A 26,894-nucleotide genomic window follows, 5' to 3' on the forward strand; every position below is an offset into this window, starting at 1 on the left:
TGTGGCGAACCATCGCGACAACGAGGGCGAGGGTAGGCGGGAGCATCCCGTCAAGCCCGATCTGTACCCCTGGGGTCGTGCCCGCGCCGTGCTCCTGGTCGACCTCGATGCGTTCTTCGCTTCGGTCGAGCAGCTCGACCACCCCGCCTGGCGGGGCAAACCGGTCATCGTGGGCGGAAGCCCCGAGAGGAGGGGCGTGGTCTCGACCTGTTCGTACGAGGCGCGCGCGTTCGGGGTGCGCAGCGCCATGCCCTCGTCGCAGGCGGCGGCCCTGTGCCCCCAGGCTATCTGGACCGAAGGCAGCTTTCACCGCTATCGCGAGGTCTCCAACCAGATCATGGCCATTCTCCTCGACGAGACCCCCCATGTGCGGCAGGTGAGCATCGACGAGGCGTTCGTCGACGTGACGCCCGGACGCGGTTTCGACGAGCATCCGGTCGAGGTGGCCGCGCGCATCCAGAGCCGCGTCCGAGAGCTCGGCGTGAGCTGCTCGATCGGGGTGGCCACCTCCAAATCGATCGCCAAGATCGCTTCGGATTACGACAAACCCTGCGGCCTGACCGTGGTGTATCCGGGCTCCGAGCGGGCGTTCATCGAAGACATGCCGGTGAGGAAGCTGAGCGGGATCGGCGCGGCGGCCGAGCGCAAACTCATTTCGGCCGGCATAGAGACGCTGGGCGATCTGATCGACGCCGACGACGCGCGCATCGAGCGCTTGCTCGGCAAGGCGGGGCGCATGATGCTCGATCGGGCGCGAGGTGTCGAGGCGGGTAGCATCGGTCCGGACGACGAGGTGAAGTCGGTGTCGAGCGAAACGACGTTCGGGATCGACGCATCCGGTCGCGACGAGATACTGGCTGCGGCGAGCTCGATGGCGGCGAAGGTGGGCCGCCGATTGCGGAGAAAAGGGCTGAAGGGCCGCACGCTGACCCTGAAGATCCGATTCGGCGATCGGACGGTCCGCTCCGTTCAGCATCGGCTGCCGGAGCCGACCGACAGCGAATTCGCCTTCGATAGGATGCTGCAATCGATGCTCGACGAGCTGTGGCACGAGGGGATGAGCGTGCGGCTCGTCGGGGTGGCCGTCACGGGTTTCGACGAGCGAGCGGTCCAGCAGTCCCTTTTCGATGCCGCTGCGTTCTTCGAGCCCCACTCGACCGACGATCCTATGGCAGCGGTCATCGCCGACGATCGCTTTGCGAGCGCTCCGCGTTCCGCAGCGAAGCGGTACCCGGGAGCGAAGCGCGAGCGTCTTCAGGAAGCGCGCGATGCGCGCAAGACCGACGAGCTGCTCTGCGCGACCGATCGGGTGCGCGACCGCTTCGGCGATGACGTTCTGCTCTACGGCAAGGAGATGAGGACACGCGGCAACACCACAGGTTCAAGTTCGAAGAACCCTGCAGATTACAAGTAGAAAAGTGTTTTAATTAATAAAATGCGATCTATTAATCAAAACACAAATATAGGCTACTTTCGACCCGTTGCGAGGAAGAACAGGGCCAGCGTTCCCGGCCCCGAGTGGGCGCCGATCACCGGGTCGATGTAGTTGATGGTGATGTCGATGCCCTCCCAGCGCTTCCGGATGAGGTCGGCAAGGGCCTCCGCGTCTTCCGGGCAGTCGCCGTGGGTGATGTAGACGGTCTGCTCTTCGACGGGCTCGAGCGCGGTGGCCTCCATGTGCTTGAAAAGCCCCTGGATGGATTTCTTCCTTCCGCGCACCTTTTCGAGGGGGACGAGGTGCCCCTCGTCGTCGACGTGCATGACGGGCTTGATGTTCAGCATCGTGCCGGCCCATGCGCTGGTGCGCGACACGCGGCCGCCGCGGAACAGGAACATGAGGTCGTCTACCGTGAACCAGTGCGCCAGGCGCAGCTTGTTCTCCTCCACCCAATCGCGCACTTCCCGGATCGAGGCCCCCTCGCTTGCCATGAGGGCGGCCTTGTACACCAAAAGCCCCTCTCCGCCCGAGGCGGCCAGCGTGTCGACGTAGAGCACGGTGCGTTCGGGATACTCGCGCGCGAGCTGGTCGAGCAGCAGGGCGGTTGCCTGGAAGGTGCCGGAAAGCCCCGAGGAGAACCCGAGGTACAGCAGGTCCTTTCCCCTTTCGAGGATGCCGCGCAGCGTCTTGTCGGATGCGGACAGGATGGGTAGCGAGGTGGTGATCACCTTGCCTTCCCGCATCATGGTGTAGAAGCGTTTGAGATCGGACTTCTCGCCCTTGAGGTAGCTTTGGTAGGCGGTGCCGTCCACGGTGAACTGCAGGGGCAGAACGTGGATGCCGAACCGCTCGATCACGTCGTCGACAAGGTTGCTGCTCGTATCGGTGACCAGTTCGAAATCCATATGCCCTCATCCCTTCGCTTGCTGCAACGACGAGCCGCCGCGGCTCGGTTGCCCGAAATTCTACGCGTTGTGCGAAATGCACGTCGTTCACTGCATTATCGCATATACTGGACGGGTTTATTTCAGCGCGCGCAACCGCGCTGTGCCGAGGATAATGCAGGAGGGGTCATCAGGTGGCGAACACGTACAAGGCAACGATGAACCTGCCCCAAACCGATTTCTCGATGAAGGCGAACCTGGCTCAAAACGAGCCCAAGCGCCTCTTGAAATGGGAGCAGGAGCATATCTACCAGGCTGTGCTGGAGAAGAACAAGGACGGCGAGCCGTTCATTCTCCATGACGGCCCTCCGTATGCGAACGGCCCCATCCATATCGGCCATGCCTTCAACAAGATCCTCAAGGACTTCGTGCTGAAAAGCCGCACCCAGCGCGGGTACTACGCGCCCTACATCCCCGGTTGGGACTGCCACGGCCAGCCCATCGAGCATATGGTGGAGACCACGCTGGGTCCCGAGAAGATGGCTGCGATCGATCAGCCCACGCTGCGCCGCCTGTGCCGCGAATGGGCCGAGAAGTACGTGGGCATCCAGCGCGAGGGTTTCAAGCGCCTGGGCGTCAACGCCGATTGGGAGCATCCGTACCTGACGTTCCAGCCGAACTTCGAGTCGGGCAACGTCGAGATCTTCAAGGAGATGTACCTGAACGGCTCGGTGTACCGCGGCCGCAAGCCCATCCACTGGTGCAAGCGCTGCCACACCGCCCTCGCCGAGGCCGAGATCGAGTACTCGGACGAAACGTCGCCGTCCCTGTTCGTCCGCTTCGAGATGACCAGCATGCCCGAGCGCTTCGCTGAAGCGGGGGCCGAGGGCACGGCCTGGGTCCTTATCTGGACGACCACCGCGTGGACGCTTCCCGCGAACGCGGCCGTGTGCCTCGCTCCCGAGGCCGACTACGTGATGGTCGTGGCCGACGGGAAGAACCACCTCATGGCCGAGGCGCTGATCGAACGCGTCGCCGGCGTGGTGGGATGGCAAGAGTGGTCGGTGGTGTCCGACGCGGCCGGCGAGCCGGTTCGCTACAAGGGGACCGAGCTCGCGGGCCTTTCCTACGTGTGCCCCGTGCGCACCGACCGTATCGGCACGTTCATCTACGGAGACCACGTCACCTTGGAAGACGGCACCGGCGTCGTGCACACCGCGCCCGGTCACGGCCAGGACGACTACCTGGTGTCGCTGAAGTTCGGCGTGCCGCTGTACATGCCGGTCGACGACGACGGCAAGCTCACCGAGGAGGCGGGGGAGCGGTTCGCGGGCATGGACACCGACGAGGTGGCCCCCGAGATGATCGCCTACCTCACCGAAGCGGGCACGCTGGCTGCGGCCAAGGAGATCACGCACAGCTATCCGCACTGCTGGCGCTGCCACCAGCCGGTCATCTTCCGCGCCACCGACCAGTGGTTCGTCTCCATGGAGAGAAACGACCTGCGCACGCGCGCGCTGGACGCCATCGACAACCAGGTGAGGTGGGTGCCCGACTGGGCCAAGAACCGCATCGGCTCCATGGTGGCCGACCGTCCCGACTGGTGCATCTCGCGCCAGCGCTCGTGGGGCGTTCCCATCCCGGTGTTCAAATGCGCCAAGTGCGGCGAGACCGTGGCGACGGCCGAGACCTTCGACGCCATCATCGATCTGTTCGAGCGCGAGGGCGCCGACGCCTGGTTCACGCGCGACCCCAAAGAGTACCTGCCCGCGGGCACGCATTGCGAGCATTGCGGCTGCGACGAGCTGGTTCCCGAGAAGGACATCCTCGACGTGTGGTGGGAGTCCGGCGTGTCGCATACCAGCGTGCTCAAGCACCGCGCGAGCGAGGGGCTGCGCTGGCCGGCCGACCTCTACCTCGAAGGCTCCGACCAGCATCGCGGCTGGTTCCAGTCGTCGCTGCTCACGTCGGTGGGGGCCTTCGGCTGCGCTCCGTACCGCTCGGTCATGCACTGCGGCTTCACGGTGGACGCCAACGGCGAGAAGATGTCGAAGTCCAAGGGCAACGGGATCGATCCCGCCGATGTGACGGGCAAGTACGGCGCCGACATCCTGCGCCTTTGGGTGTCAAGCGTCGATTACTCGCAGGACGTGCGCATATCCGACGATATCCTGGCCCAGGTTTCAGGAACGTACCGCCGCTTCCGCAACACCCTGCGCTTCATCCTGGGCAGCCTCTCCGACTTCGACTTCCAGAAAAACGCCGTCTCGTCATGGGACGGCCTCACCCCGGTCGACCAGTGGATGATGGTGCGCACGCGCGAGCTGCTCCGTGCGGTCGAAACCGCCTACGACGAGTACCGCTTCCATAACGTGTACCGCCTCGTCTACGACTTCGTGGTGGGCGATCTGTCCGCCATCTACATGGAGACCTCGAAGGACCGTCTCTATTCCGAGGCCCCCGATTCGCCCCTGCGCCGCAGCGCCCAGACCGTTTTGATGAACGTTCTGGAGGTCATGGTGCGCATCCTTTCGCCCATTCTCACGTTCACCACCGACGAGGTATGGGAAAGCTACCCCGAGGCCGAGCGTGCGCGCGCCGGCCGCCCGTCCAACGTCCAGCTGGCCGGCTGGCCCGAGGAAGGCGCCTTCGTGCCGACCATCCCGGCTGAACAGGCCGATCAGGTCGCCCGCCGCTTCGACACCGTGCTCGAGGTGCGCGCCGCCGTCATGAAGCAGCTCGAGGATGCGCGCACGAGCCAGCTGGTGAACAAGAGCCAGGAGGCCGCGGTGTCCATCGTCGCGCCCGGCGAGGTTTACGCGGTGCTGCAGGGCTTCGATCCGACGGTGTTCGAGGAGCTGTTCGTGGTCTCGTCGGTTGCGCTTTCCGAGGGCGACGAACTGAGCGTCGAGGTGTCTTCCGCGGCGGGGGAGAAGTGCCCGCGCTGCTGGAACTACCGCACGCTGGGCGGAAACGAGCGCCATCCTCACGTGTGCGCGCGCTGCGGCGAGGTGCTCGACCAGCTCGGCTTCGAAGAGGAAATCGAATAGATCGGACGTTTTCTTGCGCGAATTTCTCGATAGACACGGTGCGGGAGAGGCGGCCATAGACGGGCCGCCCTCCCGCTCCGGCTTAAAGACCGTTGCGTTCATCTGCACGGGCATCGTGTGGCTGCTCGCCGACCTGTATACGAAGAGCCTCTTTTCCGAAGTGAAGGTGGGCCAGCTGGTCGCGGGTCCGTTCGCGGGCCTGTTCGACATCCGCCTCGTTCACAACAGGGGCGCGGCCTGGGGGATGCTCTCCGATTCGACGCTTGCCCTCGGGGTGTTCTCGGCGGTGCTGTGTGCCGTGGCGTTCGTGTACTTCCTCCTCACGGTGAAGCGCGCGTCCTGGCTCGAAACGATCGGGTTGGCGCTGGTCGTGGGCGGCGGCATCGGCAATGCGGTCGATCGGTTCGTGCAGGGGTACGTGGTCGACTTCATCGAGACGACGTTCATCGACTTCCCGGTGTTCAACGTCGCGGATATCGGCGTCACCTGCGGTATCGTGCTGTTCATGGCGGGTATCCTGCTGTCGGGTGCGCACACCGAGGGCGCAGCGGCCGAGAAAACCGAGTAAAGGGGGAGCTATGGCCGCATCGCGCGTGTACATCGTCGCACCTGATGACGAAGGGACGAGGCTCGACGTCCTGTTGGCTGATCGGGGGCTGTTCTCGAGCCGCTCGGCCGCCGTTCGAGCGATCGAGGCGGGCGGCGTTTTGGTGAAAGGCCAACCCGCTGCCAAGAAGCTCTCGGTGAAGGCGGGAGATCCGATCGTCTACGAGGTCGAGGAGGCGCCCGCAGAGGATCCCGCCCCGATGCGCGGGGAGCCCATCGAGCTCGACGTCCGTTTCGAGGATGACGATCTCATCGTGCTGTCGAAGCAGGTGGGACTCGTATGCCATCCGTCTGACGACCACCGCGACGGGACCCTCGTGAACGCGCTTCTGCATCACTGCGGCGAGCAGAACCTCTGCAACGTTCAGGGGGACAACGATCGCAAGGGCATCGTGCATCGGCTGGACATGGACACGAGCGGCCTTATGCTGGCCGCGAAGTCCGATGCGGCGGGCGAGGCGCTTATGCAGGCCATCCAGGATCGCGTGGTCGATCGGCACTACCTTGCGCTCGTGCACGGCATCATCGCCCATGACACGGGCATGATCGACGCCCCCATCGCGCGGTCGGCCAAGGACCGCAAGCGCATGGCGGTGCGCGACGTCCCCTCGGCGCGCGACGCCATCACCACCTTCCACGTTCTCGAGCGGTTCGAGGCGGCGCGTTTCGACGACGGGTACACGCTCATCGACTGCAAGCTGTTCACCGGGCGCACCCATCAGATCCGCGTGCACATGGAGTACACGCGCCATCCGCTGGTGGGCGAGCTGGTCTACACGTCGGGCATGCCGAGGAAGGGCGATCCGAACCTGGGGCTCAAACGGCAGTTCCTCCACTCCTTCAAGTTGGCGTTCGATCACCCGGTCACGGGAGAGCGCCTCGAGTTCGCCGACAACGTGCCGCGCGATTTGCAGGAGGCCCTCGACAGCCTGTCGGATCGCAGCATGGGGCGCACGCCGGCGGGCGCAGAGGCGTTCGGGCTCTTGGCTCATTCGCCGAGGCCGAGCGTCGAGGGGGTTCCGCTGGCGGAATCCTAACGGGTAGAATCGTCTGCAGTGCATCGATTGCGAGCGGACATTGGCGACGACGAGGTGATGAACATGGCCGAATCCACAGAGAAGACGGGGGTGCTCCTCGTCAACACGGGGTCGCCCGACGAACCGACGCCGCGCAGCGTGAGGGCGTTTCTCAAGCAGATGCTTTCCGATCGGCGGCTCGTCCACCACATCAACCGGATGGCCTGGGGCCTGATCCTGCGTCTTTTTATCCTTCCCCATCGCAGCGTCACGTCGGCGCAGCGCTACGAGAAGGTGTGGACCGACGAGGGGTCCCCCCTCATGGTGGCCAGCGTGAAGCTCGCCGCCGAGATCGAGCGGTCGTTCCAGGCCGAGGGCCGCGACGTGGTCGTGCGCTTGGGGATGAGCTACGGCAATCCCTCTATCGCGTCGGGCCTGTCCGAGCTGCGCGCCGCCGGTGCAACCAGTCTGGTGGTTCTGCCGATGTATCCGCAGAGCGCGTTTTCGACCACGGGTTCTGCGACCGATCGGGTGGAAAGGGCCCTTTCCCGCATGAAATGGGACGTTCCCTGCGAGATCATCGAAGACTACCATGACGACAAAACCTACGTCCGTGCGATCGCCGCGTCGGTCAGGCACGCGGGCTTCAGGCCCCAGTCGAGCGACCGTCTGATATTCTCGTTCCACTCCATCCCCGTGCCCGACATCGAGGCGGGGGACACCTACGAGCTGCAGACCAGCGCCACGGCGCTTGCGGTGGCCACGGAGCTTGGCCTTGACAGGCGCCGCTGGACCATCTGCTACCAGAGCAAGTTCGCCAAGTACTGCGAATGGCTCAAACCCGCCACCGACGAGGTGGTTGCCCGGTATGCGGAAGCGGGGGAGGGCCGCGTGTTCTTCGTGTGCCCCGGGTTCTCGGTGGACTGCCTTGAGACGCGCTACGATGTGTTCTACGAGGTCCTGCCCGTTTTCGCCCAGAAAGCCCATATTCTTTCCCGATCGGGGGACGAGGCGACCTTCGTCTACGTTCCCTGCTTGGGAAAGACCAACGCCCACGTGCGCGTCCTCACCGACGTCATCCGCCCCCGTCTTTAGGAGAACCGTTGAGTGCACCCATCCAGCCCACCGTGGTCATCGGCGTCACCGGATGCGTGGCGATATACAAGACCTGCGAGATCATCCGCCTTCTGCAGAAAAGGGGCGTGCGAGCCAAGGTGATCATGACCGAGCACGCGCGCGGGTTCATCGATCCCACCATGTTCCGGTCCCTGACGCGCGAGCCCGTTGCGGTGGGCCTGTTCGACGACCCGTCGGACCCCATCCACCACATCTCGCTGGCGAAGGAAGCCGACGTGTTCGCCATCGCTCCCTGCACGGTCAACGTGATCGCCAAGATAGCCTGCGGCATCGCCGACGATCTGCTGACCACCACGGCGCTTGCGACGACGGCGCCCATCGTCATCGCGCCTGCGGCGAACGTGAACATGTACGAGGCGCCGGTCTCGAGGGAGAACCGCGATCGGCTCCGTGCGCGCGGCGTGCGTTTGGTGGAAGCTGAAAGCGGGTATCTCGCCTGCGGCGACGAAGGGCGGGGGCGGATGGCCGAACCTGCCGACATCGTCGAGGCGATCTGCGCCGAACTGGGGATGTCTCGCGATTTGGTGGGGAAGAAGGTGCTGGTCACGGCGGGACCGACGATCGAGCCCATCGATCCGGTGCGTTATCTGTCGAACCGCTCCTCGGGAAAGATGGGATTCGAGATCGCGAAGGCAGCCGCCCGCCGGGGCGCCGAGGTCTCCCTGGTGACCGGTCCGGTGTCCCTGGCCGATCCCGCAGGGATCGAGACGGTGCGCGTGGAGACCGCCCGGGAGATGCTCGCGGCGGTGGAGGGCTGCTTCGACGAGGCCGATATCGCGGTGTTCGCCGCTGCGGTCGCGGACATGCGCCCGGCTGCGCCGGCTGCCAAGAAGCTCAAGAAGGGGTCGGACGCCGATGCGCTGGCGCGCATCGAACTGGTGGAGAATCCCGATATCCTGGCTACGATGGCCCGTCGGAAGTCCAAGCAGGTCGTGGTCGGATTCGCGGCCGAGACCGACGATGTGGTGGAAAACGCCCGCAAGAAGCTCCGGGCGAAGGGCGCCGACTACGTCGTCGCCAATTTCGTGGGCGAGGGCGGGGCGTTCGACGCCGACGACAACGAAGTAGTCGTGGTAAGCGCCGAGGGCGAGCGTTCGTATCCCCGTTCGTCTAAATCCGCGGTTGCCGATGCGCTGCTCGACCACATTCTGGGCGATCGCTAGGAAAGCCCGGACCGTCGGTGCATTCGCGGCCCGTTACTAAATTGTATGCAATTTAAAAGCGCTTCTGATGGTATAGTCGCATCAGCGACGTAAGAGAGGTCGCAGCTAATTTTTTCGAGAGGAACCATCATGGCTAAAGCTACCTTCTATAAGTGCAACGAGTCCGGCGACATCATCGTGAAGCTCGCGGGCGGCTCTGCCAACCCCGCCTGCTGCGGCAAGGACATGGTCGAGCTCAAGGCCAACACCACTGACGCCGCCACTGAGAAGCACGTGCCCGTCGTCTCGGTCGATGGCGACGTCCTCACGGCTACCGTGGGCGAGGTCGAGCATCCCATGCTCGACGAGCATTTCATCAACTTCGTGTACGTCGAGACCGAGTCCGGCATGCTGGTGAAGCAGCTGAACCCCGGCGAGGCTCCCACCGCTTCGTTCAACCTCAACGGCGAGAAGGCCGTTGCCGTGTACGAGTACTGCAACCTCCACGGTCTGTGGGTCGCCGAGCTCTAATCGAAGCATCGCTTATAGTTTCTTATGCGGGAAAGGGCACCTTGACGGGTGCCCTTTTCTTTTTGCCGGATCAGATTGCCTTGCTTTGAGAATTCGTCAATGACCAGGTATTTCAGTTGGCATCGAAGTCGGCTGAAACGCTATAAGTAATTTTGTAATGCAATATAACTTTAAAAAGTGTAGCAAATATACAAAATAGGGTATATAATATCCGCATCGGACGATCGAAGGAGGAAATTATGTCTAACAAAGATTTCTTCATGGCCGTTGCGGAAAGCACGTTTGCAACTTCGGCGATCTGCGTCCTGCTCACGGCAGCCCTCGCCTTCGCGCTGTAGCGCGGAAGCGATAGCGAGGCGCCCGACTCCGTTTTCGATCGAACGCCGCACGCTCCATCAACTAGCGTGTGGCGTTCGGAAGACGGGTCGGGCGCCGTTTCGTTTTCGGCGCCTCTCCGAGCTATTCGCCTCCCTTGACCTTGCGGGCGATGCGATCGGCCACGGAAACGTCGGTGCGCCTGTCTTGCCCCCAGAATGCCAGCGCGACCATGCCGGGGCCGACGTGGCAGCCCACCACCGGTCCGATCGATCCTTCGACCAGCAACGGCTCGCATCCGGTGTTGGCGATGTACTCTTCGAGCTTCTGGACGTCCTCGGGACAGTCCGCCGTTCCGGTCACCGCGTAGCTTTCCGCCGCGCGATCGGCGCGCTCCTCGTACAGGGACGCCAGCTGCTTCAGGCCCTTCTTTCGCCCGCGCGCTATGCCCTTGACGGAAAGCGATCCGTCGGCTGCGACGTAGAGCAGCGGCTTCACATCCAGCTTGCTTCCGGCGAAGGCGACCGAAGACGGGATGCGCCCCCCGCGCCGAAGGCTTTCCAGATCCTCCACCATGAAGTAGATATTGACGAAGTACTGGGCTTCTTCGGCCCATTCAGCCAGCTCGAGGGCGCTCAAACCCCGCTCTTGCTGCCTGAGAGCTTCGAATACCAGCAGTCCTTCGCCCGACGAGGCCAGGTGGGTGTCGACGACGTAGAGCTCGGCACCGGGGTTCTCTGCGAGCAGGCGGTCGCGCACGAGGATCGCGGCGTCGTAGCTTCCCGAGAGGGCCGATGAGAAGCTGAGGTACACGGTGGGCACGCCCGATGCGATGGCGCGGCCGAACGCGTCTTCGAACACCGGGATGGGAACCTGGGCCGTGGTGGGCTGTTCTCCGTTGCGCATGCGGTCGTAGAACGAGGAGGGGTCTCCCGACTGCCAGAGGTCGTCGTGGAACTCTTCCTGGTCGAAGAAGTAGGGGAACCGGATCAGCTCGACGCCTTCCCGGCATACGATGTCGGAGGGGAGATCGCAGCAGGAATCGATGATGAGGTTGCAGCGGTAGTCCATGGCCGTCCTTTCCAGTCGGGTTCATCGTTCGGGGATATCCTAGCAAACGGCTTTGGTTTTCGGGAGATGGATCGGCTCTGTCGATGGCGGGCGTCGTGGTTCGGGTCGCGTACCACCGCAACTCGGGCGCGCGTCTTTTTCGGGTCGGACGGGCGCCGGGGCGGGCACTGGGGGTTCGGGTTCGCAGGGGTGTTTCGGAGGCGAGCACCGGGGACTGGGTCCTTGAGCGGATGCTTCGAGGACGAGCGCTGGGGTTCGGGTCTTGCACAGACGCTTCAAGGCGAGTGCCGGCGTTTCCCGTCGGCGTTTTCCCGTTTGGGTCGAAAAGCGGCGGGAGGGGAAAACGGCGGATTCGGAAATTTCTGCTTGCAAGGAAAAGCGGGCAAGGTTACTATATCTGAGCTGCCTGTGAACGAGACGGGTACGCACAACGGGTTGTGGCGCAGTTTGGTAGCGCACTTGACTGGGGGTCAAGGGGTCGCAGGTTCAAATCCTGTCAACCCGACCAGCTATAACAGCAGGTCAGACGGTTAAAACGTCTGGCCTGCTTTCGTTTGTAAATAACGCGGTTGTGGGTTCATGTGGGCTAAGGGCAACGCTCATCCGCACGGTGATCCCTTAAACGGCTCAGTCGACGCTTTCGGCGACCACCTTCAAAACCTACTTCGGACCAGGCTCGGACCGAAAACAGGCTATAGGCCGAAAGGCGCTGTTGGGTTCGGGACTATGCTTCAAAGAGTGCGTTCGCCCGCATTACTCAGGGCTGCAGGTCAAGAAACGGCCGGTTTGCATAGGGGCGCGGGAAGAGAGTCACATTCGTCAAGAATCAGCAGGTTTGCATCGGAATGCGGGAAGAGAGCCCTTCTTTGTCAAGAATCGACCGGTTTGCATCGGCTCGCACTTCCAGCGGTGGTTGTTTCATCTCAGCGACCTGGCGCTTTGCTAGTTTATCCCTGGAGAGGGGAGGGGTTGTTTCGAAAAAGACCCTCGGATCGGCGCGCACGCGAATGCAAACCGGTCGATTCTTGGCAGAAAAGCCCCCGAATCGTGCGAGCCGATGCAAACCGTCCGTTTTTTGACGTCGAACGGCCCCCGAGGCGCTCGTCCGGGACGGCCCCGAAGAGCTCGTCTGGGACAGCCCCCGAGGCGCTCGTCCGGGACGGCCCCGAAGAGCTCGTCCGGGACGGCTGCGGAAGCGCTCGTCTGGGGGGAGTGCATGCGCCGTCTTGGGGGCTTGCTGCAGTTTCTCTGGATGCTCTGTGTGCATGCGGGGAGGCGGCCCGCCCCGTCGTAGAATCGGGCGATGGAAACGATCGAGCATACCGACGCCCCCTTCGCCCTGCGCCGCGGTCGCGGCGTCGCATACTGCGCCCTATCGTGGGCCCTGGTGGTAGCTTGGGTTCTCCTCATCTGGTTCGTCAGTGCCCATACGGGTGCCGAGGTCGATAACGACCTGGGGATCGTCACGCAGCTGAAGCGCGTCCTCTACGATCTCGCCGCCCCGATCATGGGAAGCGGCGTCGATGTTTCGGCGGTCGGCCACTTCTTCGAGTACTTCGTCCTCGGCGCGCTGCTGGTCAATGCGCTTGCATCCCATTTCGACCTGTCAGCGGCTCTGCCCCTGTCCGTCGCGCTTGCCAGCGCCTACGGCGTCCTTGACGAGTTCCATCAGTTCTACGTCCCGGGGCGCTCGTGCGACCCGCTTGATTGGGCCGTCGACACGGCGGCGGTCGTCATCGCAGCAGCGCTTTGCGCCTTCGTTTTCCGTTCACCGAACGAAAAATCTACCAGCAAGTAACGTTCGGTATCGGTTTTCCCTCGTTAAGTACAATCGGTTGCGAGAGAGGTTGTCCGACCGAGTTCCCACGCGGGGAATTGAACCGTCCCGCTTCGCTCGAGGCCTCTTCGGTTGTTTCCGTCGATCGCAAAGGAGTCCTCGTGGCATACATCGGTTTGCTTGTCGTCGTGCCGCTCGTCGCGGGCATTGCGCTTCTGTTCGCCCGAAGCGACGAAGTCCGCGCGCCGATCGTGTGGGGCGGAGCGGTTGCTACCGCGGTCCTCTCCGTTGCGTTGGTCCTCTCGTTTCTCGGGACGCCCTGGGTGCTGTTCGACTTCCGCTCTCCGTGGCTCGATATGCTGGCGACGCTCGTAGGGTTGGCGGCTTCCGGCACGGTCGTCTATTTCGGCATCAAATGGAAAAAGCCGTTCGCCGTGGCGCTCGCCGCTGTCCAGATCGCGTGCACCCTCGCGTTCGAGTTTCTGTTCGCCCACGGGATCGAAGTGCGCCAGGGGCTCTACATCGATTCGCTTTCCCTGGTCATGGCCCTGGTCATCGGCACCATCGGCAGCGGGATCTGCGTGTACGCCCTCGGTTACATGAAGGACTTCCAACATCACGATGATTCCGGGGACGACCGGCGCCATCACTTCTTCGCCCTGATGTTCGTCTTCCTCTCCGCGATGTTCGTCATCGTCTTCTCGAACAACCTGGCCTGGGTGTTCTCGGGCTGGGAGGTTACGACGGTCTGCTCGTTCCTCCTGATCGGCTACACCCGCACCCAGGAGGCCATCGACAACTCGTTCAGGCAGATCATGATGAACATGGCGGGCGGCATCGCGTTCGCCGTGGGGCTCATGCTGGTGGCTGTGGACTTCCACACGCTGTCCATGGCCGACTTCATCGCCCTGGGCGTCGAGTACCCGCAGATCGCAGCGGTTCCCGCTTGCGCCTTCGCGTTCGCCGGCCTGACCAAGGCCGCCCAGATGCCCTTCCACACCTGGCTTTTGGGCGCGATGGTGGCGCCCACGCCCACCAGCGCGCTCCTGCACTCGTCGACGATGGTGAAGGCGGGCGTGTTTCTGCTGGTCAAGCTCGCTCCCATCTTCTTCGTCTGCCCGGCGCCCTCGCTCATGGTCATCGGCGTCGGAGGGCTGACGTTCCTCATCTGCTCGTTCATGGCCATCTCCCAGTCGAACGCTAAGCGCGTGCTCGCGTACTCCACCGTTGCCAACCTCGGCCTCATCGTGGCCTGCGCGGGCGTGGGAACCGCCGAGGCGGTGTGGGCGGCCATCCTGCTCATCGTGTTCCACGCCGCGGCCAAATCGCTTCTGTTCCTGTGCGTGGGAACCGCCGAGCACCACATCGGCAGCCGCGACATCGAAGACATGGACCTGCTGTTCGAGCGCATGCCCCGTTTGGCGCGCTACATGATGATCGGCATCATGTGCATGTTCATCGCACCGTTCGGCATGCTCATCGCGAAGTGGGCCGCGCTCGTTTCGTTCGCCGACACGCACCAGTTCGCCCTCATCATGTTTTTGGCCTTCGGGTCGGGCGCAACCTTCCTGTTCTGGGCGAAGTGGCTGGGCAAGCTTTCGGGTATCGCGGCTGCGCAGGACAACGTGGAGGTCGACGTGCACACTTCCGAGTGGGTCGCCATCAACGTGATGGCCGCCGCGGCCCTGGTGTCGACCATCCTGCTGCCCGTGTTCTCGTTCGTGTTCGCCGAGCCCTACATCGTCGGCGTGTTCGGGACGCTCGGCCAGAACATCGCGACCGACAACCTGTGGGTGGCCTCCATCCTGGCGGCGTTCTCGCTGGTCGTTTTCTTCGCCCGCATCAAACGCACGACGCAGCAGAAGGGCGAGGTGTACCTGTCGGGCGTTGCCGTCGACGGTGATGCGCGCACGTTCAGCGATTCGCTCACGCGCGAGGCGACCGCCTCGACGCGCAACATGTACCTCGAGGAGTACTTCGGCGAGGCGCGGTGGCGGCCCGTCGGCGAGGCGGCGTGCACGGCGGTCATCGTGTGCTGCTTCCTGTACGGCTTCGCCCAGTTCGGTCTGTTCGCGTAGGGAAAGGTTGAAACGATGTCACTGATCTCGATCCTCATCAGCACCGTTCTCTTCGCGCTGATAGCGCCGGCTCTTGGATGCCTCCTTGCCGGGCTGGACCGCATCATCTCGGCGCGCATGCAGGGCCGGGTGGGCCCGCCGCTGCTCCAGCCGTACTACGACGTTCGCAAGCTCCTGATGAAGTCGGACGTTTCGGTCAGCGGCGTCGACGGGGTGTACGTAACGTGCGCCTGCGTGTTCACCGCGTTCGCGGGAGGTATCTTCTTTTCCGGTGGGAACCTCCTTATGAGCTCGTTCATCATCACGCTCGCGGGAATCTTCTTCATCGTTGCGGCGTACTCGTCGCGCAGCCCCTTCGCCGAGATCGGCGCGGCGCGCGAAACGCTGCAGGTCATGGCCTACGAGCCGATGGTGATCCTGATGGCCGTCGGGTTCTACCTGGCCGTCGGCTCCTTCAACGCATCGGCGGTGTTCGGGCTGGAGGCCCCCGCGTTCACGCAGATCTGGCTCGTGTTCCTCGGGTTTCTGTTCATCCTCACCATCAAGCTGCGCAAGTCCCCGTTCGACCTGTCGTATTCCCATCACGCCCACCAAGAGCTTGTGAAGGGCATCACCACCGAGATGAGCGGCCCTACGCTTGCCAAGGTCGAGCTGATGCACTGGGCGGAGAACATCCTGTTCCTGGGTTGGGTCGGCATCTTCTTCGTATGGGGAGGGCCCGCCACCATCGCCGTCGGCGTCGTGGCCGCGCTGGCCGCATGGTTTTTCGAGATATGGATCGACAACAACTTCGCACGTGTGAAGTGGCAGTTCATGTTGAAGTCCGCATGGGCGGTCACGCTGGTTGCCGGCGGTGTGAACATCGCCTGGCTGATGTTTCTGTAAGGAGGGCGGCCATGAGCTACCTGTCGAAGTCTCCCTGGGTCGTGCATTACGACGCCTCCAGCTGCAACGGTTGCGACATCGAGATCCTCGCGGCGCTCTGCCCGGGCTTCGATGCCGAGCGGTTCGGCGTGGTGAACACGGGAAACCCCAAGCATGCCGACATCTTCCTCGTCACAGGGTCGGTCAACGAGCGCAACGCGCCCATCGTCAAGCAGATCTACGACCAGATGGTCGAGCCCAAGGTGGTTGTGGCGTGCGGAGTGTGCGCGTGCTCCGGCGGCATCTTCCATGACTGCTACAACATCCTGGGAGGCGTCGACAAGGTCATCCCCGTGGACGTGTACGCGCCGGGATGCGCCATCCGCCCCGAGTCGATCATCGACGCGGTGGTCGAGGCGACCAAGATCCTCGAAGAGAAGGCCGAAGCGCTCGCGCTCGCCAGGAAGGGGGCGTAAATGGACTTCAAGGGCACGTTCTCGGATCTTGAGCTCGATCGCGTCCATGACGAGGCGGTTCTCAGGATGGACGGAGGCTGGCGCTTGGCCAACATCCATGCGGTGAACACCGAGTCCGGCATCGACGTGTACTACACCTACGTCAAAGACGGCGTGTTCGAGAACCTGGCGGTGCGGGGCCTTACCCCCGACATGCCGGTTCCCAGCGTCACCGACGTGTACTTCTCGGCGTTCGTGTTCGAGAACGAGACGCGCGAGCTGTTCGGAGTGGACCTCCACGACATCGCGCTCGACTTCGGCGGGACGCTTTACGGCACCGTGGAGACCGAGCCGATGACGTTTATCTCCCCCGAGCAGAAAGAGGCGAAGGAGAAGGCGAAGAAGGCGGCGCTTGCCAAGGCGGCCCGCGAACGCAAGGCTGCGGCGCAAGCTGCGAAGGCTGAGCAGGAATCGGCATCGGACGGGGCGAAAGCTGTGCCCGATGCCGCATCAGACGAGACGGAAGCGGGGGAGAGGTAAGATGGGCAAGGCAACCGTTATACCGTTCGGGCCGCACCATCCGGTGCTCCCCGAACCCATCCACGTCGATCTGGTGGTGCAAGACGAGCACGTCGTCGAGGCGCTGCCCCAGATCGGGTTCATCCATCGCGGTCTCGAGCGCCTGGTTCAGACGAAGGACTACAACCAGTTCATCTACGTCGCCGAGCGCATCTGCGGCATCTGCGCGTTCGGGCATTCCCTGGGCTATGCCGAGACGGTCGAGCGCCTCATGGGAGTCGAGGTGCCCAAGCGCGCGGAGTATCTCCGCGTGATCTGGCACGAGCTGTCGCGTATCCACTCCCATCTGCTGTGGATGGGCCTCGCTGCCGACGCGTTCGGTTTCGAGAGCCTGTTCATGCATTGCTGGCGCCTGCGCGAGCGCGTGCTCGACATCTTCGAGAAGACCACGGGAGGGCGCGTCATCATGTCGGTGAACCGCGTCGGCGGCGTCGCGCGCGACATCGACCGGGGGCAGTTCGACCACATCCTCACGGTGCTCGAGGGCATCAAAGGCGAGTACGGCCAGATCCTCAACACCTTCCTGAACAACGGATCGGTGCGCAACCGCCTGGCGGGCATCGGGCATATCAGCCATGAGGACGCCAAGGCGCTGGGGATGCTGGGCCCGTTCGGCCGCGCGTCCAACGTCGCCTACGACGTGCGCTCGCTGGGCATCGGGGCCTACGGGGACCTGGGCGACTTCGACATGGTGCTTTCCAAAGACGGGGACTGCTATGCGCGCACCGAGGTGCGCGGCAAAGAGGTGCTCCAGTCCATCGAGATCATCAAGGAGATGATCGCGCGCATTCCCGACGGCGACATCCTCGTCCCGGTGAAGGGGAGTCCCGCCGACGGCGCGGAGGCGTGCTCGGCGGTCGAGCAGCCGCGCGGCGAGTGCTACTACTACGCCAAGGGCAACGGGACGAAGTACCTCGAGCGCATGCGCATGAGAACGCCCACGTCCATGAACCTGGGCGGCATGGCCAAGGCGCTTGCAGGATGCGATCTGGCGGACGTCAACATGATCATCCTGACCATCGATCCGTGTATCAGCTGTTCGGAAAGGTAGGCGGGCATGGGAGTGTTCGAGCTGGGGAAGATGACCCTGGAAGGGCTGTTCAAGAAGCCCGAGACCGTCCTGTACCCCTTCGAGACGGTGACCGAGCCGGCGGGGTTTCGGGGGCACATCGAAAACGACGAGACGAAGTGCATTCTGTGCAGCGCCTGCTCGCGGGCCTGCACGACGGGGTGCATCGAGGTCGATAAGAAGGGAAGCACCTGGTCGATCAGGCCGTTTGCCTGCGTGCAGTGCGGTTTGTGCGTCGAGGTCTGCCCGAAGAACTGCCTGACGATGGAAGTGTCGCGCACTGCGGTGGGCCGCAAGCGAACGGATATCGTGCTGGTCGTTCCCGAGAAGCCCAAACCCGAGCGCAAGCCCCGCCCCGCTGCGACCGACGGGAAAGCCGAGCCGGCAGGCGGCGCGCCTGCGGCAGCCGCTGCGGAAGCGAAAGGCCGGGAACCGCTTTCGCCCGAACTGGAGGCCGAGATAGCCAAGCGGACCGAGGGGCTCGATCCCGAGCGCGCCGAGAAGGTGCGCGCCGGCCTTATCGCCCGGGCCGAGCGCGCAGAAGCGCAGAAAAAGGCCGAATCCCAGCCTGCTGCAACGCAGGACGGAGCCCCTGCAACCGAGGGGTCGGAGGCGAAGGAACCGGCTTCCGACGGGGCGCCTGCGACCGAGGCGGCGGACGCGTAAGCCTCACGGATCCAATGACGTTTCAGAGCGCGGCGTCCCGGCAACGCCCGAGATGAGCAGAAAGGCCCGGACCTGCAAGCAGGTCCGGGCCTTCGCCTTTCACGGAGCGGTTGCGCTATTTGCTCGTCTCGGCAGCCCGCGCGGCGTCGAGCGTGGATGCGGGCACGGCGGCCTCGCCTCCGAACACGAACGCGCGCTTGATCTTATCGGCGTTTTTCTTCACGACCTCGTCGATGACGAACGGATCGAAGGAGAACGCCCCTCCCTCGGAGTTCGGGCCGTCGTGGGGAACGAGCAGCATGACGCCGCCGTTCTTGCCGACGAGGGCGGCCCCGGTCAGGGCGTCCCAATACCCGTTGCCGTCAGCCAAGGCAACGCACTTGGCGCGAGACGGGTCGGCTTCGATCTGGGCGTTTGCGATCGCAGCCGAGGTCTGCCAGGCGTTGTCGCCCGCCAGGCGGGAGATATCGGCTTTCGGGATGCCCAGCGTGGAAACGAGCTTGGCCTCGGTAGAGGCGCTCACCGCGGCCGTTCCGCCCACGATGACGGCGCGGGTGTAGCCCGCGGCCTTCATGTCGGCCAGGGCCGCCTCTCCCAGGTTGCCCTCGGCGTCCGTGAGGTACACGGGCATGGTGGACCCGAACGCCCACGGAGCGACGGACAGCGCGTCGTAGTAGCCCGCAGAGGTGGCGATAACGCAGGTCGTGGGCTTGGCCTGCGCGCGCACGCGCTTGGCGATCTCGACGGCGGTCATCTGGGCGTCCTCGCCCTGAGCGCGCTCGACGGCCACACCGAGATCCTTAACCGACTTCTCGACGCCAGCCGAGATCGCCGCCTCGCCGCCGCAGATCACGACCTTCTCGGCACCTAAGCGGCGGATTTCAGACGCGGTCTGCTCGGGAAGGCCGGTGGGGGAGGTCAGCAGGACGGGGCACCCTTCGGCGCCGGCGAGGGCCGAGGCGGCCAGCGCGTCCCAGTAACCCGACGACGTGGCCAAAACGACGGTCTTGCACGATCCGCCCGCCCAGCCCTGGGCGCTCGAGGTGATGGCCTTCATCGTGCCGAAGGCGTCATCGCCCGCAAGACGGCTCCATTGGGCCTGCTTGGGCTCGGTCATCAGGTCGTTCCACTGAGCGTCAGAAATATCGAGGGGAAGAACCGCGCGGTTGAGATCGGACGACGGCCTTCCGTGGGCCTTCCATATCAGAAGGTCGTACTTCTTCGTGCGATCGAGCATGGAGGGATCGACCGGCTTGATGACGGCCGAGGCCTTGCCCGATTTCGGGACGTCTTTCACCCAGACGGCCCCTGCGGGGATGATGCCGGGGTTCAGCTCGGTGCCGCGCTCGATCAGGCCCGCATAGAACCCGGCGGGAAGGTCGTCGGAGATGAGCCCCTCGACGTCGGCGCGCGCGACGAGGCCTTCAGGGCCTGCCTGGATCACGGTCGCCTTGCCCGTCACCTTAGGCAGCGGCGCGACGGGGTCGTCTCCGCCCGTTTCAGACGGGTCGGTCACGCGGACGGTCGCGAAGATGCGGTCCCAGCTGCCGTCGGGATACACCGCCCACACCATCATGTCGTAGGAGTCGGGGCGCTGCAGCTTGTCGGGCGCGATGACCAGCGAGCCGTCGGGATTGACCGTCACGAAGCTGGGGTGCTGGACGCTGGTCGAGCTGTAGCGCATGTATTCGGGCAGCGGCATCTTGCCGAGAACGTTAGTGGGAGCGGGGACGTTCAAGGTTTTGCCGGCGGCCACGGTGAACACCGTGCCGGCGGGATCCATCGAATAGCTGGGCGTGAAGTAGTTGCTGAAATCATCGTCCGGGACATATCCGGGGTTCTTTCCCTCACGCAAGGTGACGTTCGACACATGGTAGTCGTACGACGGTCCGATCTTGAATTCCTTGAGGCTTTGGCGTGCCACATAGTAGTCTGCAGGAAGCTCGCTGTTCTCGATCCCCATGAACTCGAGGCGATAGGTTCCTGCAGGCAGCTTCTTCTTGCAGTGGATGCCCGTGCTGCTGGAGAGGGGCCCGTCTGTATGATCGGACTGCGTGATCTCGATGGGCTCCGGAACTTTTGCATCCTTGTCAACGACGCGGTGCAGGCGCCACTTCGCGCCTTTGAGATTACGGTTTACGATGTCGTTGTCCTTGTTCTCCAACATCACCGTGAGATCGAACGTGGTCTCGAACTGGGCTTCCTCGCTTGCCGCCGCAGGAGCTGCGGACGATCCGGAAGCGGGATCGAGGGCCCAGGCGCCCGCCGCCGGCATGCCGAGCGCCAGCCCGCAGGCCAAGACTGCCGAGCAAACCCCCTTGCTTGCATCTGACAACTTCATGAAACTCCTTTCCTTACAGTTAGTTATAGCTAACAGAAGTTGATTATAGGAAAAGTTAGTCATGGTTTCAATAGAATCCGCCAACGGCGGCTTTGCGGCCTTCCCGTGGCTGCTCGCTTCGGAATGCTTGCGGTTTGTGCGGATGGGCGGGCGGCGCAACGACGTCCGGCGGCGAGGGGCGCCTTTTCGGTATAATCGAGGGGATGGGAGCGAATCCCTTGTGTATTCCGGGCCTGCGGGTATCCGGTTCGTTGTTTCGCAGAGAAGGTGGATCGAGTGCCGCATAGCTCCGGGACCTTGAAGAAGGCGCGATCGGAACAGGCTGACGAGGAAGTGGTCGACGCCATCTTCACCATTCCGAACGTGATCTCGTTCATCCGCCTGTGCATGGTTCCGGTGTTCCTGCTTTTGCTGTTCGGCGGAAACGACGTCGCCGCTGCGATCCTGTTCGGCATCGCCTCGGGCACCGACTTCGTCGACGGGCAGATCGCCCGCCGCACGCGCGCGGTCTCGAAGCTCGGGCAGATCCTCGATCCGGCGGTCGATCGCATCCTCATGATCACGGCGGTGCTGGGCCTGCTCGTGGTCGGGCGCATGCCCCTGTGGATCATCGTGCTGGTTATCGTGCGCGATCTGTCCCTGTTGGCGGGCGGGGCACTGCTGCTTGCGCGGTGGCACGTCCGCGTCCCGGTCATCTTTCCGGGCAAGGTGGCCACCACGTTTCTGTTCGCCGGGTTCGCGGGCCTGCTGCTGAACACCCCGCAGCTTCCCGGTCTGGGTGTGGTCGACGCTGCGTGGCTTCCCGGCTTGAACGCCGCTTCGGTTTCCTGGGGTATCTGGCTCGTCTATATCGGGTTGGCCATCGGTGCTGCGACCACGGTGTTCTACGTCTATGCGGGCGTCCGTGCGATCGTGTCGGCGCGCCGTGCGGGTCGCGCGGGGGGCGGCAGCGGCCCCTCCGCGTCGTGAGCTTGCGGGGGATTTGTGATGGAGCCGCGCACAATGGCGCGGCGGGGCTGTGAATGTTCGCGCCGATGTGGTATAAAGATGGGGCGCTTGCTTTATCGTGAGCACGTTGCGGTGTTAAAACTTTCATCTATTCGAGAAAGTGGGCTTGTCCCGCTTTCTTTTATTGTGGGAGTGAAAACCGCGATGCGGATACCGAACAAGGAGGGAGGAGGCTGCATGCTCACCGCGAAGGAACAGCAGCTGCTGGGCGCTTTGGAGCCCAAGGCGGCCGAAGAGGGCGTCGAGATCGTGACGGTCGACGTCATCGGCTCGCGCAAGTCTCCCACCATCCGCGTCTACATCGACACCCCCGAGGGAGTGAGCTTCGACCAGCTCTCTTCGTCTCAGGTGTGGATAAACGAGATCATGGACCGCCTCGACCCCTTCCCGGGGGCCTACATGCTCGAAGTGTCTTCCCCGGGCGTCGACCGACCGCTGCGCACGCCGCAGCACTTTTCGGACCACGTGGGGCAGAAGGCCAGCATCAAGACCTCGGAACCGATCGAGGGCCGTTCGAGCTTCATCGGCACGATCGTTTCGGCCGATGGAGACGGGGTGGCCGTCGAATGCGGCGAAGCGCAGGTATTCATTCCGTACACCCAGATGAAACGCGCCCACCTCAAGGGCGAAATCGATTTCAGTTCGTAGAAAGGACAGGCAAACGTGGCATCAGAATTGATCGAAGCCCTCCAATCGCTGGCGCACGAGCGCAAGATCGACGAGTTCTACCTCATCGAGCGTTTGGAAGAGTCCCTTGCCCGCAGCTACCAGCATATCCTCGACCTCGAATGGGACGCCCGCGTCACCATCGACCGACAGACCGGGCGCATCTACGTCTACGAGCTGGTTCCCACCGGTGAGATGGACGAAGAGGGCAACTGGACCGAGTTCGACGAGCGCGACGTCACGCCCGACGACGTGAGCCGCATCGCGGCGCAAAACGCCAAGAGCGTGATCGCGTCCATCGTGCGCGACGCGGGTCGCCAGTCCATCTACGAAGAGTTCTCCCAGCGCGTGGGCGACCTGGTGACGGGCACGGTGCTTCAGGGAACCCCCGACTTCACCATCATCAAGATCCGCGACGGCATCGAGGCCGAGCTTCCCCATTTCGACCTCGAGCGCAACCCCGGCGAGTCGAACGAGCGCCCCAAGGGCGAGCATTACCGCCACAACCAGCGCCTCAAGGTGCTGATCGTCGACGTGCGCAACCCCGCGAACCAGGCGCCGCGCACCCGAGGCGACCAGGCGCGTCCCTCCATCGTGGTCAGCCGCACCCATCCCGACCTCATCCGCCGTCTGTTCGAGATCGAGGTTCCCGAGATCTACGACGGGCTGGTCGAGATCAAGTCCATCGCCCGCGAGCCGGGCGTGCGCTCGAAGATCGCCGTGTTCTCGCGCGAGAACAACCTCGATCCGGTCGGCGCATGCGTCGGACCGAAGGGCAGCCGCGTGCGCATGGTGGTCGAGGAGCTGCACAACGAGCGCGTCGACGTCATCCAGTGGAGCGAGGATCCCGCCCGCTACGTCGCGCAGGCGCTTTCCCCGGCGCGCGTGACCTCGGTGACGGTCGACACGGACAAGCAGTACGCCACCGTGGTGGTTCCCGACGACCAGCTGTCGCTGGCCATCGGCAAGGAGGGTCAGAACGCCCGTTTGGCCGCCCGCCTTACCGGATGGCACATCGACATCAAGTCCTCGTCGTTTTCCACCGAATCCCTCGGCGGCGACGACCTGCTGATCGACCCGGCGGGCAAGTAGGTTCGATCATGGCAGCCCGTCCCCAGGAAAAGCCCAAGCGCCAGCGCACCTGCATCGGGTGCGGCGCGACGTCGGACAAGACCGCGCTTCTGCGCATCGTGCGCACGTCGGATGGAGCCGCGCAGGTCGATCCGAAGGGCCGCATGGCGGGGAGGGGCGCGTACGTGTGCTCGCAGGAATGCTTCGAGAAGGCGGCAAGGACCTCCAAACTGCAGCGGGCATTGAAGATGAAGATTGACGACGATCAAGTGATAAGCATTGCGGCGCAGGTTTCGAGCGCCTTTGCCGATGCCCAAGCGTAAAGGAGTGGTTTATGGCAGGTATGCGCGTACATGAGCTGGCTAAAGAGTTCGGATTGTCGAGCAAGGACATGCTCGATCGCATCCGCGACATGAAGATCCCGGCGAAAAGCCATGCCTCCATGCTCGAGGAGGCCTACGTGGACAAGATCCGCAAGGCCCTCGAGCCCGAGGTCAAAGAAGTGGTTGAAAACGGCGTCGAGAAGATCGTCGTGGTTTCCGAGAAGGAGGCCGAGGAAAAGGAGCGCCAGGCCGAAGAGGAGCGCGCCCGCCGCGAGGCGGTTGAGAAGGAGCGCGCGCTGCGCGAGCAGGAACGCGCCCGCCGCCAGCGCCCCGAAGGCGAGCCCAAGGCGGCTCCGGCTGCCCCTGCGGCGAAAAAGCCGCCGGTTTCGGCCTCTCCCTTCTCCGGGCTCGAGGCTCAGATCGCCGACGCGAAGGAACGCGCTCGCCGCGAGGCCGAGGAGGCCCGCATCCGTGCGCGCGCCGAAGCCGCAGCGCGCGAGGTCGCCAAGAAGCAGGCCGTCGAGGCGGCGCTTCGCCAGCGCAACGGGGGCAAGAAGGCTCCCGTCCGCGCAGCCGACGCGCCCGCCGCTAAGCGCCTCGTTCCCCCGGCTTCCGCTCCCAAGCGCGGGTTCGACTCCCTTCTGTCCCAGATCGAAGCCGAGAAGAAGCGCATAGCCGAGCAGGGTCCCGCTCCCAAGCCCGCTTCGGGCCGCCGCGGCGCGCCCGCAGGGGCCAACGACGCCCGCGGAGGCAAGCGCAAGCGCGGCGAGCAGGTGGTCCCCGAGCTCGAGCGCACGAGCGAAGACGATCGCTACGCGCGCATGGCCGTCCAGGTCGAGAAGCTCCAGCGCGACAAGGTGCTGGCCGAGGCCCGTGCGGCCGTCGCGGCGGCCACGCCCGCCGAAAACGAGGGCCGTCGCAAGAAGCGCAAGGAGAAGCGCCAGGCCGAGCAGCGCGAGCGCCTGGAGATGGAGGCCTTGGAGAAGGGTCTCGATCCCAGCCTGGTGCTCGACGATTCCGTCGTCGAGATCCCCCAGGGCGCATCGGTTTCCAAGTTCGCCGAGCTCATCAGCGCTCAGCCCAACGAGGTCATCAAGCGCCTGTTTATGCTGGGTCAGGTGCTGACCCTCACTCAGTCGATGAGCGACGAGCTGATCGAGCTCGTGGCCGACGACATGGGCCGCAAGGTGCGCGTCGTGTCGCCCGAAGAGGAGTTCGCGGTGGTCTACCACGACTCCGACGACGATCTCAAGCCGCGTCCCCCCGTGGTCACCGTCATGGGCCACGTCGACCACGGCAAGACCTCGCTGCTCGACGCCATCCGCGATACCGGCGTGGCCCAGGGCGAGGCCGGCGGCATCACCCAGCACATCGGCGCGTCGGTGGTGTCCATCGACGGCCGCCAGATCACCTTCATCGACACCCCGGGTCACGAGGCGTTCACCGCCATGCGCGCCCGCGGCGCCCAGGTGACCGACATCATCGTGCTCGTGGTCGCAGCCGACGACGGCGTGATGCCCCAGACCATCGAGGCCATCAACCACGCCCGCGCGGCCGGGGTGCCCATCGTCGTGGCCGTCAACAAGATCGACAAGCCCGGCGCCAACCCCGATCGCGTGCGTCAGGAGCTGGTGAGCTACGAGGTCGTTCCCGAGGAATGGGGCGGCACCAACATGTTCGTCGAGGTGTCGGCCAAAAAGCGCCTCCACATCGACGACCTGCTCGAGACCATCCTGCTCCAGGCCGACGTGCTGGAGCTGCGCGCCAACCCCGATGCGCTCGCATCCGGCTTCGTCATCGAGGCGAACCTCGACAAGGGCCGCGGGCCGGTTGCCACCGTCCTCATCCAGCGCGGCACGCTCAAGCCGGGCGACTCGCTGGTGGCCGGAACGTCCTACGGCCGCGTCCGCGCGCTGGTCGACCCGCGGGGCACCCACGTGGATGCCGCCGGTCCGGCCGATCCGGTGGAGATCCTGGGCCTGAACAGCGTGCCGGTCGCAGGCGACGAGTTCCGCGTGTTCGAGGACGAGCGCGATGCCCGCAAGCTGGCCGAGGAGCGCGCGCTGCGCGAGCGCCTCGCCGCGCAGGACGCCAAGTCCCACATGTCGCTCGACGATCTGTTCGGGCGCATCGAGGAGGGCAAGCAGACCGACCTCAACCTCATCGTCAAGGCCGACGTGCAGGGCTCCATCGAAGCTTTGCGCGACGCGTTCGAGAAGATGGACCAGTCCGAGGTGCGCATCAACATCGTTCACTCGGCCGTGGGCGGCATCACCGAGACCGACGTCACCCTGGCGGCGGCATCCGACGCCATCATCATCGGCTTCAACGTGCGCCCGACCGGCAAGTCCAAGCAGCAGGCCGAGAAGGAGAAGGTGGACATCCGCCTGTACCGCGTTATCTACCAGGCGCTCGAAGAGATCAACGCCGCGCGTGTGGGCCTGCTGTCGCCCGACATCGTCGAGCAGGACACCGGTATCGCGGAGGTTCGCGACCTGTTCAAGGTCCCCAAGGTCGGCACCATCGCCGGTTGCTATATGATCGAGGGCGAGATGAACCGCGACGACAAGGTGCGCATCGTGCGCGACGGCACCATCGTCTTCGAGGGCACGCTCGCGTCCATGCGCCGCTTCAAAGACGACGTGAAGTCGGTCCGCTCCGGCTACGAATGCGGCCTGGGCATCAACGGCTTCCAGGACCTCAAGGTGGGCGACACCATCGAGGGCTTCGTGGTCAAGGAAGTGGAGCGCACCGAGTAGGGCCCGCTTCGCTCAGGCAATGCACCGTTGCGGGCGCTGGGATGTTCC

The 26,894-nt window shown here is 64.2% G+C and carries 22 protein-coding genes and 1 tRNA gene; 20 read left to right on the top strand and 3 right to left on the bottom strand.

Going from position 1 to position 26,894, the window contains the following annotated elements; translation table 11 throughout:
- Window position 1: 1 nt before the first annotated feature.
- A complete protein-coding gene (gene dinB / locus JI75_RS03580) occupies window positions 2-1,414 on the top strand; it encodes a DNA polymerase IV (protein WP_240993216.1) in 1,413 nt (470 codons plus the stop codon).
- A gap of 53 nt (window positions 1,415-1,467) precedes the next feature.
- Here the strand turns inward: dinB and JI75_RS03585 are convergent, their stop codons facing one another.
- The gene (locus tag JI75_RS03585) at window positions 1,468-2,343 is read right to left on the bottom strand and encodes a DegV family protein (RefSeq protein WP_039688814.1); all 876 of its coding nucleotides are present in this window, start codon (window positions 2,341-2,343) and stop codon (window positions 1,468-1,470) included.
- Window positions 2,344-2,516: 173 nt separating this feature from the next.
- Between JI75_RS03585 and ileS the strand changes: the two genes are divergently transcribed.
- The 6 genes from ileS (at window position 2,517) to JI75_RS03615 (ending at window position 9,804) form a co-directional block, all read left to right on the top strand.
- Window positions 2,517-5,372 carry an isoleucine--tRNA ligase gene (gene ileS, locus JI75_RS03590; protein WP_039688816.1) on the top strand — a complete coding sequence of 952 codons (2,856 nt, stop codon included), beginning with the start codon at window positions 2,517-2,519 and terminating at the stop codon, window positions 5,370-5,372.
- Between the two features lie 13 nt (window positions 5,373-5,385).
- Window positions 5,386-5,940, top strand: coding sequence for a signal peptidase II (gene lspA / locus JI75_RS03595; protein WP_240993217.1), 555 nt, complete (start codon window positions 5,386-5,388; stop codon window positions 5,938-5,940).
- 10 nt (window positions 5,941-5,950) lie between these two features.
- Window positions 5,951-7,015 (top strand): RluA family pseudouridine synthase, encoded by a 1,065-nt coding sequence (locus tag JI75_RS03600; protein ID WP_039688819.1) that lies wholly within the window; start codon window positions 5,951-5,953, stop codon window positions 7,013-7,015.
- Between the two features lie 63 nt (window positions 7,016-7,078).
- Window positions 7,079-8,089 (top strand): ferrochelatase, encoded by a 1,011-nt coding sequence (gene hemH / locus JI75_RS03605; RefSeq protein ID WP_240993218.1) that lies wholly within the window; start codon window positions 7,079-7,081, stop codon window positions 8,087-8,089.
- A gap of 8 nt (window positions 8,090-8,097) precedes the next feature.
- Window positions 8,098-9,294, top strand: coding sequence for a bifunctional phosphopantothenoylcysteine decarboxylase/phosphopantothenate--cysteine ligase CoaBC (gene coaBC / locus JI75_RS03610; RefSeq protein WP_039688822.1), 1,197 nt, complete (start codon window positions 8,098-8,100; stop codon window positions 9,292-9,294).
- A gap of 129 nt (window positions 9,295-9,423) precedes the next feature.
- Entirely contained in the window at window positions 9,424-9,804 is a 381-nt protein-coding gene (locus JI75_RS03615; protein WP_039688824.1) for a desulfoferrodoxin family protein, read from the top strand.
- 459 nt (window positions 9,805-10,263) lie between these two features.
- Here JI75_RS03615 and JI75_RS03620 read toward each other — a convergent pair whose 3' ends face one another.
- Window positions 10,264-11,190, bottom strand: a complete 927-nt coding sequence (locus JI75_RS03620; RefSeq protein ID WP_039688826.1) for a DegV family protein — start codon at window positions 11,188-11,190, stop codon at window positions 10,264-10,266.
- A 431-nt stretch (window positions 11,191-11,621) separates the two neighbouring features.
- Between JI75_RS03620 and JI75_RS03625 the strand changes: the two genes are divergently transcribed.
- The 8 genes from JI75_RS03625 (at window position 11,622) to JI75_RS08920 (ending at window position 18,678) form a co-directional block, all read left to right on the top strand.
- A tRNA-Pro gene (locus JI75_RS03625) sits at window positions 11,622-11,698 on the top strand.
- A 795-nt stretch (window positions 11,699-12,493) separates the two neighbouring features.
- Window positions 12,494-12,988, top strand: a complete 495-nt coding sequence (locus JI75_RS03630) for a VanZ family protein (protein WP_052241563.1) — start codon at window positions 12,494-12,496, stop codon at window positions 12,986-12,988.
- Window positions 12,989-13,128: 140 nt separating this feature from the next.
- A complete protein-coding gene (locus JI75_RS03635; protein WP_052241564.1) occupies window positions 13,129-15,045 on the top strand; it encodes an NADH-quinone oxidoreductase subunit 5 family protein in 1,917 nt (638 codons plus the stop codon).
- Between the two features lie 15 nt (window positions 15,046-15,060).
- Window positions 15,061-15,930 carry a complex I subunit 1 family protein gene (locus JI75_RS03640; protein WP_039688828.1) on the top strand — a complete coding sequence of 290 codons (870 nt, stop codon included), beginning with the start codon at window positions 15,061-15,063 and terminating at the stop codon, window positions 15,928-15,930.
- Between the two features lie 11 nt (window positions 15,931-15,941).
- A complete protein-coding gene (locus tag JI75_RS03645) occupies window positions 15,942-16,385 on the top strand; it encodes an NADH-quinone oxidoreductase subunit B family protein (RefSeq protein WP_039688830.1) in 444 nt (147 codons plus the stop codon).
- Entirely contained in the window at window positions 16,386-16,904 is a 519-nt protein-coding gene (locus tag JI75_RS03650) for an NADH-quinone oxidoreductase subunit C (RefSeq protein WP_052241565.1), read from the top strand.
- 1 nt (window position 16,905) lies between these two features.
- Entirely contained in the window at window positions 16,906-17,994 is a 1,089-nt protein-coding gene (locus JI75_RS03655; RefSeq protein ID WP_039688833.1) for a hydrogenase large subunit, read from the top strand.
- A 6-nt stretch (window positions 17,995-18,000) separates the two neighbouring features.
- Window positions 18,001-18,678, top strand: coding sequence for a 4Fe-4S binding protein (locus tag JI75_RS08920; RefSeq protein ID WP_082019737.1), 678 nt, complete (start codon window positions 18,001-18,003; stop codon window positions 18,676-18,678).
- 115 nt (window positions 18,679-18,793) lie between these two features.
- Here the strand turns inward: JI75_RS08920 and JI75_RS03665 are convergent, their stop codons facing one another.
- Window positions 18,794-21,019, bottom strand: a complete 2,226-nt coding sequence (locus JI75_RS03665; RefSeq protein WP_039688836.1) for a cell wall-binding repeat-containing protein — start codon at window positions 21,017-21,019, stop codon at window positions 18,794-18,796.
- Window positions 21,020-21,295: 276 nt separating this feature from the next.
- Here JI75_RS03665 and JI75_RS03670 point away from each other — a divergent pair, with 276 nt between their 5' ends.
- The 5 genes from JI75_RS03670 (at window position 21,296) to infB (ending at window position 26,846) form a co-directional block, all read left to right on the top strand.
- A complete protein-coding gene (locus JI75_RS03670) occupies window positions 21,296-21,988 on the top strand; it encodes a CDP-alcohol phosphatidyltransferase family protein (RefSeq protein WP_240993219.1) in 693 nt (230 codons plus the stop codon).
- Window positions 21,989-22,204: 216 nt separating this feature from the next.
- Window positions 22,205-22,675 carry a ribosome maturation factor RimP gene (locus JI75_RS03675; RefSeq protein WP_039688837.1) on the top strand — a complete coding sequence of 157 codons (471 nt, stop codon included), beginning with the start codon at window positions 22,205-22,207 and terminating at the stop codon, window positions 22,673-22,675.
- 15 nt (window positions 22,676-22,690) lie between these two features.
- Window positions 22,691-23,785 carry a transcription termination factor NusA gene (gene nusA, locus JI75_RS03680; protein WP_173405180.1) on the top strand — a complete coding sequence of 365 codons (1,095 nt, stop codon included), beginning with the start codon at window positions 22,691-22,693 and terminating at the stop codon, window positions 23,783-23,785.
- An 8-nt stretch (window positions 23,786-23,793) separates the two neighbouring features.
- The gene (gene rnpM, locus JI75_RS03685; RefSeq protein WP_039688839.1) at window positions 23,794-24,087 is read left to right on the top strand and encodes an RNase P modulator RnpM; all 294 of its coding nucleotides are present in this window, start codon (window positions 23,794-23,796) and stop codon (window positions 24,085-24,087) included.
- An 11-nt stretch (window positions 24,088-24,098) separates the two neighbouring features.
- Window positions 24,099-26,846 (top strand): translation initiation factor IF-2, encoded by a 2,748-nt coding sequence (gene infB, locus JI75_RS03690; RefSeq protein WP_039688842.1) that lies wholly within the window; start codon window positions 24,099-24,101, stop codon window positions 26,844-26,846.
- The last annotated feature ends 48 nt before the right edge of the window (window positions 26,847-26,894 follow it).

Source organism: Berryella intestinalis (assembly GCF_000814825.1).
Lineage (GTDB): Bacteria > Actinomycetota > Coriobacteriia > Coriobacteriales > Eggerthellaceae > Berryella > Berryella intestinalis.

Excerpts from the sequence above, each read along its gene's own strand:
- JI75_RS03585 (WP_039688814.1), bottom strand. The coding sequence starts at position 2,343 with ATGGATTTCGAACTGGTCACCGATACGAGCAGCAACCTTGTCGACGAC.
- JI75_RS03600 (WP_039688819.1), top strand. The coding sequence starts at position 5,951 with ATGGCCGCATCGCGCGTGTACATCGTCGCACCTGATGACGAAGGGACG.
- hemH (WP_240993218.1), top strand. The coding sequence starts at position 7,079 with ATGGCCGAATCCACAGAGAAGACGGGGGTGCTCCTCGTCAACACGGGG.
- JI75_RS03615 (WP_039688824.1), top strand. The coding sequence starts at position 9,424 with ATGGCTAAAGCTACCTTCTATAAGTGCAACGAGTCCGGCGACATCATC.
- JI75_RS03620 (WP_039688826.1), bottom strand. The coding sequence starts at position 11,190 with ATGGACTACCGCTGCAACCTCATCATCGATTCCTGCTGCGATCTCCCC.
- JI75_RS03630 (WP_052241563.1), top strand. The coding sequence starts at position 12,494 with ATGGAAACGATCGAGCATACCGACGCCCCCTTCGCCCTGCGCCGCGGT.
- JI75_RS03640 (WP_039688828.1), top strand. The coding sequence starts at position 15,061 with ATGTCACTGATCTCGATCCTCATCAGCACCGTTCTCTTCGCGCTGATA.
- JI75_RS03645 (WP_039688830.1), top strand. The coding sequence starts at position 15,942 with ATGAGCTACCTGTCGAAGTCTCCCTGGGTCGTGCATTACGACGCCTCC.
- JI75_RS03650 (WP_052241565.1), top strand. The coding sequence starts at position 16,386 with ATGGACTTCAAGGGCACGTTCTCGGATCTTGAGCTCGATCGCGTCCAT.
- JI75_RS03655 (WP_039688833.1), top strand. The coding sequence starts at position 16,906 with ATGGGCAAGGCAACCGTTATACCGTTCGGGCCGCACCATCCGGTGCTC.
- JI75_RS08920 (WP_082019737.1), top strand. The coding sequence starts at position 18,001 with ATGGGAGTGTTCGAGCTGGGGAAGATGACCCTGGAAGGGCTGTTCAAG.
- JI75_RS03665 (WP_039688836.1), bottom strand. The coding sequence starts at position 21,019 with ATGAAGTTGTCAGATGCAAGCAAGGGGGTTTGCTCGGCAGTCTTGGCC.
- JI75_RS03675 (WP_039688837.1), top strand. The coding sequence starts at position 22,205 with ATGCTCACCGCGAAGGAACAGCAGCTGCTGGGCGCTTTGGAGCCCAAG.
- rnpM (WP_039688839.1), top strand. The coding sequence starts at position 23,794 with ATGGCAGCCCGTCCCCAGGAAAAGCCCAAGCGCCAGCGCACCTGCATC.
- infB (WP_039688842.1), top strand. The coding sequence starts at position 24,099 with ATGGCAGGTATGCGCGTACATGAGCTGGCTAAAGAGTTCGGATTGTCG.